The following is a 12,386-nucleotide window of genomic DNA, read 5'->3' on the forward strand; positions in this document are numbered from 1 at the left end:
AGGATACGTCCCATGACCCAACAAACGCTGACCCGCTTGAGACACCTGAAACTGACCGGCATGGCGGATGCCGTGCAACAACAACTGGAACAGGCAAGTACCTACGAAGGGCTGCCCTTCATCGAGCGGCTAAGCCTGCTGGTCGAACACGAACAACTGAGCCGGGAGCAGCGTAAACAAGCTCGGCTGGTCAAGCAGGCGAGGCTCAAACTCCAGGCCACGGTGCAAGAGGTGGACTACCAGTCTGCACGCAACCTGGAGCGGTCACAGGTGGCAAACCTGGCCCAAGGAGAGTGGCTGCGCCGGGGCCAGAACCTGCTCATTACCGGCCCCTGTGGCTGCGGAAAAACCTACCTAGCCTGTGCGCTGGGCTACCAAGCCTGTCAGCAGGGGCACAGCACTCGTTACTACCGGCTGCCGCGTCTGCTACTTGAGCTGAGCCAGGCCAAGGTAGATGGCAGTTACGCCAGACTGCTGGGTCAACTGGCAAGGATAGAGCTGCTGATCCTGGATGACTGGGGACTGGAAGCGGTGAATGCCGAGCAGCGCAACGCCCTGCTGGAGATCATGGATGATCGGTACGGGAAATACTCGACGGTCGTGGTCAGTCAGCTGCCAACGGAAGAGTGGTACGCGAGCTTGGGGGACAACACTCTGGCAGATGCGATCCTGGACCGGCTGATGCACAACGCTCACCGGCTGTCACTGAAGGGAGAATCGATGAGAAAGAGGAGAAGTGAGTTGACCCAATCTGAACACTCGAGTTAGAAACGGGGTGACGTGAGCGCGTTAAGGATCAGGGTGTTCACGTTGGCCGGAATGGCTGTTCAACTTCGCCGGAATACGCACGGTGTGCGTGGCGTGTGGCAACGTCACGACTTGCTCTCCAAGCATGACCGCTTGTTGCGCCTCGAGAAAACCCACAGGGAACAGACGATTGAGCTCAATGACGAGCAGATCCGCCTGCTCGAGCGCTTCAGCCCCGAGTTTCGCGAACGCCAAATTGAGGTTCACTACACCGGGGAACTGGTGGCGGTCGACACCTTCTTCGTCGGCGCACTCAAGGGGGTGGGCAAGGTGTATCTGCAAACCGTACTGGACTGCTACAGCCGCCACGCCTGGGGACGGCTCTACACCAGCAAGCTGCCGGTGACCTCGGTCCATGTGCTCAACGAAACGGTCCTGCCGTTCTTCGAGGCTCACGAGGCGCGGGTCTATACCATCCTGTCAGATAACGGGCGCGAGTTCTGCGGGCGCCCTGACCATCACCCCTACGAGCTGTTCCTGCAACTGGAGGGGATTGAGCACCGGACCACCAAGGTACGCAGGCCGCAGAGCAACGGCTTTATCGAGCGGCTACATCGCACCCTGCTGGATGAACACTTCCGTATCAAGGGGAGGACAACCTGGTATGAGTCGGTAGAGCAGATGCAGACAGACCTGGACAGCTATCTGGATCACTACAACACCCAGCGGCCACATCAAGGCAGGATGATGGAAGGACAGACTCCCTACAGCATGTTCAAAAAGGGTCTGAAATTGATACCGAAGGAAGTGCGCACTAAAGTAGCGTAAACAAGACACCGGTTTGAGGCCGGTGTCAGGTGATAACTAGATCTGTACATTAAGAGCCTGGCTCACAGTACATCTATATCGCTTTACCAAGCATGCCATGTATAACTGGGGCTCTATCGAGCACGACTACCCCTGGGCTGATCATGAAGTTTGGACCGGCCAAGCGCAGGAATACCCAGAGGTAGAGTGTTGCAGTAAACGCTTTGCGCTAGAAACCGCAATCACTACCCCAGGCCAGATTCACGATTGGATTGCCAGCCAACTGGCACTTACCTCACGGTAATAAATAGGGCCACTCTTCTTGGTGGCCCATTAGTTAGGGAAGGTGCGAATAAGCGGGGAAATTCTTCTCGGCTGACTCAGTCATTTCATTTCTTCATGTTTGAGCCGATTTTTTCTCCCGTAAATGCCTTGAATCAGCCTATTTAGACCGTTTCTTCGCCATTTAAGGCGTTATCCCCAGTTTTTAGTGAGATCTCTCCCACTGACGTATCATTTGGTCCGCCCGAAACAGGTTGGCCAGCGTGAATAACATCGCCAGTTGGTTATCGTTTTTCAGCAACCCCTTGTATCTGGCTTTCACGAAGCCGAACTGTCGCTTGATGATGCGAAATGGGTGCTCCACCTTGGCCCGGATGCTGGCTTTCATGTATTCGATGTTGATGGCCGTTTTGTTCTTGCGTGGATGCTGTTTCAAGGTTCTTACCTTGCCGGGGCGCTCGGCGATCAGCCAGTCCACATCCACCTCGGCCAGCTCCTCGCGCTGTGGCGCCCCTTGGTAGCCGGCATCGGCTGAGACAAATTGCTCCTCTCCATGCAGCAGATTACCCAGCTGATTGAGGTCATGCTCGTTGGCCGCGGTGGTGACTAGGCTGTGGGTCAGGCCACTCTTGGCATCGACACCAATGTGGGCCTTCATGCCAAAGTGCCACTGATTGCCTTTCTTGGTCTGATGCATCTGCGGATCGCGTTGCTGCTCTTTGTTCTTGGTCGAGCTGGGTGCCTCAATGATGGTGGCATCGACCAAGGTGCCTTGAGTCATCATGACGCCTGCTTCGGCCAGCCAGCGATTGATGGTCTTGAACAATTGGCGGGCCAGTTGATGCTGCTCCAGCAGGTGGCGGAAATTCATGATGGTGGTGCGGTCCGGCAAGGCGCTATCCAGGGATAACCGGGCAAACAGACGCATGGAGGCGATTTCGTACAGAGCATCTTCCATCGCGCCATCGCTCAGGTTGTACCAATGCTGCATGCAGTGAATGCGTAACATGGTTTCCAGCGGATAAGGTCGCCGGCCATTACCAGCCTTGGGGTAAAACGGCTCGATGACTTCCACCATGTTTTGCCATGGCAGAATCTGCTCCATGCGGGACAAGAAAATCTCTTTTCTGGTCTGACGGCGCTTACTGCTGAATTCACTGTCGGCGAAGGTAAGTTGATGACTCATGATGAACCCTGTTCCATGGCTCCAGATGACAAACATGATCTCATATCAGGGACTTGTTCGCACCTTCCTTAGGCATTCATGAAGCTATCGAGCTCGTCCTCACTTGCAATGATGAGTGCTTCATTGACTCCATAAGCTCTGGCCAGTTCGACGCTAGCCAGCAGGAGTTGTTGGTTGGTCTGTATATTGAATGCGGCCTTTGTCAAATCACCCAGCGCGTCAAACTCAGCCATAATGCGTGCCAAAGCCTGTTGTTCAATCTCGCTTAGCCGTTTAATAAAGGCTTCTTTTTTGTGATTCATTTCAGCGATCATTTTGTCGCTCATACCTTTGGCAACAGTGACCAGCATCTTTCCTGAGATTGAACCGATGAGAGCGCCGAGCACTGGGATCGGGATGACTGTTTGGCCAGCTACAGTCATGGCGCCAACAACAGCTGCTTCTGCACACACAATCATGCCCAGATCGGTGAACTGCTCTATATCAATTTCCCCCCTTTGTAGTGACAGGGTGAGACTTCCAACACCTTTGGCCGCTGTGACCAGAGCGCTGGCAAAAGGAGCTCCCATACCGGCAAAGTTTGTCAGCGTGTAGATTGCTCCCGCAGACACTCCTCCGATTAGAGCACCATTGGCCGTATCCATACCAAGCTCTTGCCAATCGTTCTTTGTGAGCTCACCTTTGAATATGTTCCTTCCTTCACGGTATTTCTTGTAGATCCCTGTACCCAAAGTCACTGCGCCAGCTACTGCGGCTCCCATCATTGCAGCATTCGCAGCTCCCTGGAGTGATGGCCGGTGGTCATCAACAATCTCGGTTTTCTTTTCCTGATTTTGATCCGCAAGTTCCTGATCATACTTATCCAGCGTGTCATCAATCCGCCCTAGTTGCACGTCACGATAATCGGATATTCCAGGGCGGACTAGGTCATCAAACGAGCGTCCAGTGGCCTGCTCCATGGCCACGACTTTTTCTTGGATTGCCCTGATAGATTTTTCATTTAAGTTATCAACTGGCTTACCATCCAGAACATCACGAATGGTTTTCCAGTGGTCTTTTGGTATGTGATAAATCTCATCCTTGCGGCCAAATTCTGGGTACTTGTCGAGGTGTCTGAGGACATGATCGAGATTGTCTTTGGCACCGTTTATGAATTTCGACTGCACAGCAACGTTATCGATCATGTAGTCCACAGGGGCGGTGCGACCCACCCCCTCGAACGTAGCTTTAAGCAATGACTCGTCTTGCAGTCGTTCCTCAATAGCTTGGCGAGCATTGCGCACACCTACCTCGACCTGCTCGGCAATTTCACCATGCTTAGTGGACATCGAGCCAAGAATGCCACTGGGATTGGCAATGAAATCCCGCACCTTCTGCATCTGCTCAGTGGCCACCTCAAAGGCAATGTGCTGTGCGTCAAGTTGGATATTCATGGCTTGTTGATTCATTTGATTAAGCTGATCAACAACAATTCCTGTGACTTGATCCTTCACTGGTTCAGCATGCTTCACTACCATTACTTAACCTTTTTGTTGATTAGCTGAGACAGCGAGTTGATGTGATTGATCAGTGAGGCAAGTTGTTGCTTTTGGCCAGGGGCAAAGTCTTTGTAGTCGTGAGGCGCAGTCTTGCTTAGCACGTCGATAATGCTTTCCGTACCGTGATAATGCTCGGAGGTAAGCGAAACCATTTTTTTAACGGTGGTCTGGACAACATTGAGCTCACTACATTGAGCAAGTAGTTTGCGCTCTTCGCTTCGAGTATCTTCAATAATCTTGCTGTTTTTGTTACGAGCTAGTAACGCGCCGCCAGCTATGCCAGCCGCACCTATTCCCCACCCCAGTGGCCCAGCAAGTGCCAGCAATGCTCCGCCAGCAGACATGCCACCACCACCTGCAGCAAGGGCGCCACCTCCCAACCAAGCCAGGGCCGCGTTAGTTGCCGCTGCACCACTTAGCGTTGCGATAGCAGTCCCTGTAGATGCTGTACCAAATGTAGTTGCTACGGCCAAAGCAGCTGTGGGTGCAAAAGCTGCGAAGCCAGCACCTGCAGCAATCCCAACAGCGGCAGTACCCTTACCAACATGTGATTTGTTATATTCCATCTCAAGCTTTTCGACGACGTCATCAAACTCAACGATTTCAGCTTTGAATTCTGCAAATGATTTATCGAATTCGATGGGGGTATTCTTCATTCTGTTGATATAACTCTCAACTCGAGTGATCAACTCTTTACTGCATTTGGCGCGCCACTCATAGAGAGCAGTGATCTCTCGCTGGGCCAGCACAACGTAGGCTTTGCAGCGCGTTTCAGCAGTTTCAAGGTCTTGCAGTGCTTTTTTCCGTTCAGCGTTTAGGAACATGTAACCTCCATTGTTATTAACCATTTTTAAAGTCGCCCAACTATCTCCGTCGGCGATCACTTCCAGATTATTGAATATCATGCAGTTATAGGGTGCGAAACATCACATTCCCACCATTCTCAGTGCAATCTGAATCCAAGATTCCTTGAGGGCTGTATCAGTTGGCCAACTGAATAGCCCCAGTTCCATAGCTCACGCTCCGTGGCCTCCCCCCGCGAGGACGGGCTACCGAGATCTCCATGCGACCAAAGGTTCGGCGACCTGCTGGGAGGGTAGCCAATATCTGCTCATCGGGTTTGGTCAGATAACCAAGAGCACTCAGTAGTAGATCCTGTTTGCCGGTATCTGCGTAATGCACCATACCAATCCCATCGGTCCCCCATTCTTGGTACTGGACTCGCCTGCTATTGCAGTTGTAATAGTTCCCCTGCCCATCGGTGATGGTCTCCCACTGCTCCCCCAGCAATCGCCCCAATGAGATATCCTGCTGATGCTCAGCCCCGTTGAAGATAAAGGTGAGGTGAAAATGGAAACGCCGGTCGGCACCATATTCTATCTTCCAGATATATCCCACAAGGTGTTTGAATCGTCGTTGTATTACGCTCAGGTAATGACGCAGGTTATCGGAGGTGTTATCCACGGTTCGGGAATTCAGATAATAAGTGCGACACTCATGGATGAATGGCGAGAGGTGGCCAACTGCTGATTGGTGGTACCCTTCTGCTCGCCAAAGTAAAAGCAGTATCACCATGAGCTATCAGCAGTTGACCGAGGGGCAACGATACCAGTTATCGGTGCTTCGCGCACAGGGGATGTCCATCCTTGCCACCGCACGCGCCATTGGCGTTCATCGCTCCACCCTCTACCGGGAGCTGCGTCGTAACGCCGGGCCGCAGGGCTACCAGCCAGACAATGCGCATCAGCACGCCACCCACCGACGGGCCAGTGCGGCCAAATCTCGGCTATCTGCCGATGTCATCCAGTTTGTCGAGCTGACACTCGCCTGGTGGTGGAGCCCGGAGCAGATAAGCGCGGTGGGCAAGCAGATAGGCCTCATGGTGAGTCACGAGTGGATATACCGCCATGTGGCCGCCGACAAAGCCCGGGGTGGCCAGTTGTACCGCCATCTGCGCCAGGGCCACAAGCGCTACCGCAAGGGGGCGAGCAGCCTGCGTTCTCCCATCAAGGAAGCCCGCTCTATTGATGAACGGCCGGCTATCGTCGATAGCCGGGAGCGGCTCGGTGATTGGGAAGCGGACACGGTGCTGGGCAAGCAAGGCACAGGTGCACTGGTCACCCTGGTGGAGCGCAAGAGCCGGCTCTATCTGGTCAAGCGGGTCGCGAGCAAACAGGCTGGGGTGGTGCGGGATGCGATAATCGAGATGTTAACGCCCTACATCGAGCAGGTGCATACCATCACCTTTGACAACGGCGGCGAGTTTGCCGAACACAAGGCGATAGAGGAAGCGCTGGGTGCCGAGACTTACTTTGCGCACCCTTACTCTTCGTGGGAGCGCGGTCTGAACGAGAACAGCAATGGGCTGTTGAGGCAGTTTATCCCAAAGGGAACAGACCTGAGAGAGGTCACGGACGAGGATGTCAGGAGAGCGGAGCAGTGGCTCAACCTACGACCTCGGAAATGTCTCGGATTCAGGCAGCCTGTCAAGGTATTCGAAGAGTACCGTCAGGCGGCATAGGCGAGTGTCGCACTTCGAAGTTGAATTCGCGGTTAATCGATGATAGTGGGCCTCGCGATACCCAATATCCAAACGAATGAATAATAGCTTTGCATGTTGAGCGAATAGGCTGTTGATATAGGTCGCTATGCTGCGCTGATTGCGTTTCTCAACGCGTCGAAGGTTATTGAGACGCTTACGGTGCGACTGACTCTTTAACTCGCTTAGGAAGGCTTCCAAGGCGTTATTGATCGCATCTGCCAGTCTATGAGCAGTCTGACTACATGTACAGGATCTTTAGCTACAACCAATTGAAATAGATAGAAAAAAGGCTTCGTTTGTGATCTGATTTAATCGCAAAAAAAAACCGACACACCCGAAGCCATGACTATTATCAATGCAACCCAGTACCTCAAGCAACTTCTTAGCTCTTCTGAACTCAACCGGATCGGTAAATTTACCGGTTTTTGTCAGCGACTCCGGGATATCCAGCCTGCGAGACTACTCCCGGCTCTGCTCTCAGGGCTTGGTTGCGACAAGGTGGATGGTATTGCTGGTTTGCATCGCCATTTCAATGCGTTGCAGCTCCATGATACTGACCAAATAGCGTATAAACCCTTTCACAACCAGTTACGCAAGCAGGGTTTTCCCTTGTTCATGCGCGCACTGGTTGAACGAGCCATCGCCTTACGCCTCAAGGAGTGTCTACCGGACGCCCACGGACTGGCAGGCTTTGAGCAGGTACTGCTGCAGGACGGGTCGTCATTCGCGTTACATCCGCAATTGGCAGAACATTTCCCGGGCCGATTCAATAAGCACAGCCCCGCTGCGGTAGAGTGTCATATGACCATGTCCTTGCTGGACCAGTCGCCGATATCGATGAGTATCACGGCGGATACCGAATCGGAGCGCAAGCATCTTCCGGCCGCAAATTCGTTAAATAACAAACTGTTATTGGCGGATGCCGGTTACATCAGCCGCGAGTACTTTGCTGATGTGACCAAAGCCAAAGGAAGCTATCTGGTCAGAGGGAGTCAAAATCTCAATCCCAAAGTACAGGCAGCTTACCGACAGGACGGCAGGGAAATGCCCAAGTTACTCGGAAAAAAGCTCAAGGATATCGATCGGAGAAGCTGCAGAGCCGAGGTTCTGGATCTGGATGTGAGTTCGGGAAAGTATAAATATCGACTCATAAGACGTTGGTTTGCAGAGGAAAAACGGTTCTGTATATGGATGACCAATCTTCCGCGTGAGCGATGGCCAGCCGAGAAGGTGATGGCATTGTATCGTTGCCGTTGGCAGATCGAACTGTTGTTCAAAGAGCTGAAATCACATAACCGGTTGAAGGCGTTCGCGACACGACAAAAAGCGATAGCGGAAGGCTTGATCTGGGCTAGTTTGCTGGCCTTGCTGGTCAAACGTCGGCTGGCGCTGACGCTGATTGGCAGCGCGGAGTTATCGATGCTGAAGATTGCCAAAAACAGCGCGCTTTGGTTAATGCCGATATTGGCGAGCATCATCCATGGTGCGTGGCAGGAAATAACAGAGAAGTTGGAGTGGGCAATGGTGTATTTATCCAAAAACGGCAAAAAGAGTAGGCAGAGAAAATCCAAGCAAAACAACACGTTAGACGGTATTATTAATTCGCTTGCCGCTTAAGGTTCTGTACATGAGTCTGACTATTGAGAGAAACCATCTTGGCGAGGTGTAGCCTTGGTACTGCTCGCATATAAGTCAGGAATAGCTCGATGGTAGGGTGGGCTGATGATATCTCGGTGTGACAGTAGAAATAATCACACACGGTATCCAATACGTTAAAGAGGCAAGTCGATAATGGTCCATTCGAATAATCTAAATCTATATGCAGCTCGCGGATAGGAGTATATGCCACGATGACGACTGGGAACGTCGTATGCTGGAGTTTGCGTGATAAGGTCAGGATATCCAAAAGTCTAACTGTATTAAACATGGTGCTCTCGCTCAGGCAGCGTTACCCCTACGCTGTGTGTTAGACACACGCGTATAGCGGGCATAGTTGCTCATAGTGGAATGTGGTTATATATACGGGTGTAGTGGTATGCGGGTGTAGCAATAGGATGCTGGGGTATCCATGGCGTTGAGTGGTGATGCGTAGCGTACTTAGTGTGCATGGTAATAAATGGTATTAAATAATATATAAACCTAAACTCTATACTTACCATGAAGGGTGGCTGACAGTGAAAAGTAAATATAAGAAGAGATAGCCTATTTTACTGTCTCATTAGCAGTAAAGTGGTTCGTATGATGACAGGAAGTTAAGGAGCCTAATTGCTGTGAAAAATATATTGGCTTAGGACTGACTCCGAAGGATGAGCCAACTGTCCACATCATGCTCAAACCAGCCGATGGAAGATTTGCCAATCTTGAACGGTTTGGGAAAGGTGTTGTCATGGCGAGGTGACTTTGGATCAAGCCAGTCGTATATGGTAGAACGTGCCATGCCAATCTTGGCGATGAGGTCTTTGGTGCGCAGGACTTTGATGGTGTTGTTCATGGTGTGCTCCTGATGATGTGGTGGGTTGTTTCATCAGAAGGGCGGGCCAGTTAAAAAAAACAGATTTCAACAGAGGCATCTTGTAAAATAGGCTTACAGAGGCAGTAATAAGCCTATATAGCAGCATCAAAACGTCAATGTATCTGTAAGCCTATACGAACTCAGATACTTGGTTGGCTTTCCGATAACAGGAGCAAGGAGGGTGGCTCGTCTTTTGGTCGAACGAGCTCGGCGCGCAAAAAAGGGAGCCGGACCTCTCTGAGGCAAGGTTGTTGTGACACCCAAGTTTTTTCATGAGCATAAAATCAGCCTGAAATCAACATAAAACAATCTACTTTTCTATCCTAAATCAACGAAAAATCGCCTCTCTTTAGCGTAAAATCTACATAGTAATCTTTATTTCAGAGGACTGAGTTCCCCTTCCTCATGATGTGGTTCTCTCAGGTTGAGACTCTTACAGAGCTAAAATGCAGGCTTGATTTACGGCGAGGTTCAAATGGCAAAAGTGACATGGCATCCCAAAAAGGAAGAAAGAGAAATCACCTTTCTCTATCATTTGTTTTTTTATGACGATAATCGGCGCCGCAGAGAAATTTCAGTGCCAAATATTGAAGAACAGGCAAATAGGCTGGAATTGTTTATAAGTGATGTTGTTGCTGATATAAATGAAAGAGAAGAAAGAAGGCTATTGGCAAAAGAATTAGATAATATTGGTATATCTCCTTATCAGGAGGAGTTTGAAGAAGAAAATACAGTAAAAAAACTGATGCTGGATATGTTCAATGAACATTGTCTGGGCACGAAAAACTTTGATTGGATTGATCCTGATAATGAACGGTTATGCAATTTTGTTTGGTCCTATCTGCGAGTCGCCACTAAAGGCAGGAGAGATGGCATCCTTCGATGCAATCAATCACTTATTATTGATGATAAAAACAAACTGATGGTTGATGTATTGCCTTCGCTTGGTCTGAATGAGAGCGTCTACTTTGATCTTAAATTGCCAGTTCACTTAACTAATAGCCGAGAAAAGAGGGAGTGTATAATTTATTTCTTTGATCTATGGATGGTCTCTCGACAAGATAAAGAGCGGCAACTTCAGTATTTTGTAAACGTTTGGGGTGAAATTAAAAATAAATCCAAGATGGAGGATTGGTTAATAAAAAATGAGGGGATGGCAGAGTGGGCTTGGAATTATACATTCAAAACTTACCTTGCATTCACAGCTCCTGCTTGGCTTGATTTATCAGGGGTAAATAAAAATGACAAAGCAAAACAAGCTATGATTACGCTTTACGATCTGTTATCGATAGATCATCGCACCATATTAATGGCCTCGATAAGAAAGAGTGGAACTGTGCAAAAAAATCGCATCAACTCAGAAAATCGTAAGTCTATGAGCATTCCACTTTCCGAAGAACGGAAAGAAATGCTAAAGAGGATTGCAAAGGATTCAAACCGCCGGATCTATCAGGTTGTAGAAGATATGATCGATCAAGAATATCAGCGACAATATTCACACTAAATATAGGTGGCCTAATAGGCCACCCTCTTATTTATCCACTGAAGACCCCGTAACAAACTCCGCCCAAGCATCCATCATGGGCCGACGCTGAACCAGCAAGTCAGTGCGATGATAGGCGGCTTCGACCTTATTTTTAACTGTGTGGGCTAGAGCCCTTTCTGCAAGATCCCGTGCATAACTTTGCTCGCTGCACCAATCCCGGAAGCTAGAGCGAAAACCATGTGCAGTAGCGATACGACCGGGAGTGGTACTTGATGCACCTATATGCCTCAATAGGCTGGTCATAGCCATATCGGTGAGTGGTACTTGTTTACGTGGTGAAGGGAATACCCATTCCCCATGTAAACCCTGTACCTTTTTCAACACTGCCAGGGCCTCAAGAGACAATGGTACTCTGTGTGTAACGTGTGCCTTCATTCTGCCTGCTGGGATTGTCCAAATGGCATTACCCAGGTCGAGCTCTTCCCAGCGCATACTCCTGGCTTCGCCGGAGCGGCAGGCCGTTAAGATCACAAATGACAGCAGGGCACGGCTAACATCAAAGGACTCTGAGCTGGCCAAATGCTTTTGGTAGAACTCAGGAAGCTCTCGCCAATCCATCGCGGGCTGATGTTGGGTTCGAATTGCTTTGCTGGGCTGTTGCGGCAGGAGTTTATCCACGACATCGACAGGATTTGCTTGGCAGAATCCATGGGCCCAAGCCCAGGCCATCACGGCATGCAACCGCTGTTTAACACGGGTTGCAGTTTCTGGGATCGACAACCAGATAGGTTGCAGTACGCTGGCGATATGAGCTGGCGAAATGGTATCGATAGACTGACGACCAAGAAGCGGGAAGGCATATTGCTCCAGAGTAGAGATCCACTGTTTGCCATGTTTCGGATTACGCCAACCGGGGAGTAACTGTTCGTGAACCTGACGGGCAGCGATCTCCAGTGAGGGGATAGCGGGCTTGCTGGTTTCTTCTCTCTTTACCTCTCCCTTCTCCTCAAGAGGGTCTAGCCCTTTAGCCAGCTGTTCCCGCATTAACCGTGCCTGGTTGCCTGCATCTGCGATAGAGATTTCTGGGTATGCCCCTAACCCTGCATTACGGCGCTTGCCGGTTGTGGGGCTGACGTAGCGTAACACCCACTTCCCCCTTCCTTTGGTTGTCGACGGATGCAGAGCTAAGCCTGTTATTCCACCATGGGGGAGGGGTTTGTCTTCGGGCTTTAGACTGCGAGCCTTGGTATCGGTGAGTATTGCCATATGGTCACCTTCAGCGGATA

The 12,386-nt window shown here is 50.5% G+C and carries 11 protein-coding genes and 1 pseudogene; 6 read left to right on the plus strand and 6 right to left on the minus strand.

From position 1 onward, the window contains the following. The first annotated feature begins 12 nt into the window (after nt 1–12). Entirely contained in the window at nt 13–768 is a 756-nt protein-coding gene (gene istB / locus ACPW74_RS03960) for an IS21-like element ISAs29 family helper ATPase IstB (RefSeq protein WP_000194037.1), read from the plus strand. An 81-nt stretch (nt 769–849) separates the two neighbouring features. Then, nucleotides 850–1,575, plus strand: a pseudogene (locus ACPW74_RS03965) (IS481-like element ISAs19 family transposase); the annotation flags it as partial. A gap of 466 nt (nt 1,576–2,041) precedes the next feature. Here ACPW74_RS03965 and ACPW74_RS03970 read toward each other — a convergent pair. The 4 genes from ACPW74_RS03970 to ACPW74_RS03985 all read right to left on the minus strand — a co-directional run bounded on the left by ACPW74_RS03970 (nt 2,042) and on the right by ACPW74_RS03985 (nt 5,958). Next, nucleotides 2,042–3,022: an IS5-like element IS5 family transposase gene (locus ACPW74_RS03970; RefSeq protein WP_026141915.1), complete on the minus strand. Its 981-nt coding sequence runs from the start codon at nt 3,020–3,022 to the stop codon at nt 2,042–2,044. A 68-nt stretch (nt 3,023–3,090) separates the two neighbouring features. After that, on the minus strand, nt 3,091–4,539 hold the full coding sequence (locus ACPW74_RS03975) for a hypothetical protein (RefSeq protein WP_052815452.1): 1,449 nt from the start codon (nt 4,537–4,539) through the stop codon (nt 3,091–3,093). After that, entirely contained in the window at nt 4,539–5,384 is an 846-nt protein-coding gene (locus ACPW74_RS03980; RefSeq protein WP_052815451.1) for a hypothetical protein, read from the minus strand. Before ACPW74_RS03980 ends, ACPW74_RS03975 begins: the two co-directional genes overlap by 1 nt. 157 nt (nt 5,385–5,541) lie before the next feature. Beyond that, the gene (locus ACPW74_RS03985) at nt 5,542–5,958 is read right to left on the minus strand and encodes a YagK/YfjJ domain-containing protein (protein ID WP_425859176.1); all 417 of its coding nucleotides are present in this window, start codon (nt 5,956–5,958) and stop codon (nt 5,542–5,544) included. Between ACPW74_RS03985 and ACPW74_RS03990 the strand changes: the two genes are divergently transcribed. From ACPW74_RS03990 to ACPW74_RS04000, 3 genes are all read left to right on the plus strand, one after another. Then, nucleotides 5,875–6,090, plus strand: a complete 216-nt coding sequence (locus tag ACPW74_RS03990) for a hypothetical protein (protein WP_425859238.1) — start codon at nt 5,875–5,877, stop codon at nt 6,088–6,090. The two genes, ACPW74_RS03985 and ACPW74_RS03990, sit on opposite strands and share 84 nt — an antisense overlap. 43 nt (nt 6,091–6,133) lie before the next feature. Beyond that, on the plus strand, nt 6,134–7,081 hold the full coding sequence (locus ACPW74_RS03995) for an IS30-like element ISAs2 family transposase (protein ID WP_019706001.1): 948 nt from the start codon (nt 6,134–6,136) through the stop codon (nt 7,079–7,081). A 363-nt stretch (nt 7,082–7,444) separates the two neighbouring features. Next, the gene (locus ACPW74_RS04000; RefSeq protein ID WP_011191341.1) at nt 7,445–8,719 is read left to right on the plus strand and encodes an IS4-like element ISApu2 family transposase; all 1,275 of its coding nucleotides are present in this window, start codon (nt 7,445–7,447) and stop codon (nt 8,717–8,719) included. Between the two features lie 670 nt (nt 8,720–9,389). Here ACPW74_RS04000 and ACPW74_RS04005 read toward each other — a convergent pair. Next, on the minus strand, nt 9,390–9,593 hold the full coding sequence (locus ACPW74_RS04005) for a helix-turn-helix transcriptional regulator (RefSeq protein WP_103829277.1): 204 nt from the start codon (nt 9,591–9,593) through the stop codon (nt 9,390–9,392). 496 nt (nt 9,594–10,089) lie between these two features. Here ACPW74_RS04005 and ACPW74_RS04010 point away from each other — a divergent pair, with 496 nt between their 5' ends. Next, nucleotides 10,090–11,118, plus strand: coding sequence for a hypothetical protein (locus ACPW74_RS04010; protein ID WP_146054415.1), 1,029 nt, complete (start codon nt 10,090–10,092; stop codon nt 11,116–11,118). A 27-nt stretch (nt 11,119–11,145) separates the two neighbouring features. Here the strand turns inward: ACPW74_RS04010 and ACPW74_RS04015 are convergent, their stop codons facing one another. After that, nucleotides 11,146–12,366, minus strand: coding sequence for a tyrosine-type recombinase/integrase (locus tag ACPW74_RS04015; protein ID WP_279981622.1), 1,221 nt, complete (start codon nt 12,364–12,366; stop codon nt 11,146–11,148). Between the last annotated feature and the right edge of the window lie 20 nt (nt 12,367–12,386).

It is taken from the genome of Aeromonas sp. INTO2, from assembly GCF_049860605.1.
GTDB classification, from domain to species: domain Bacteria; phylum Pseudomonadota; class Gammaproteobacteria; order Enterobacterales; family Aeromonadaceae; genus Aeromonas; species Aeromonas caviae.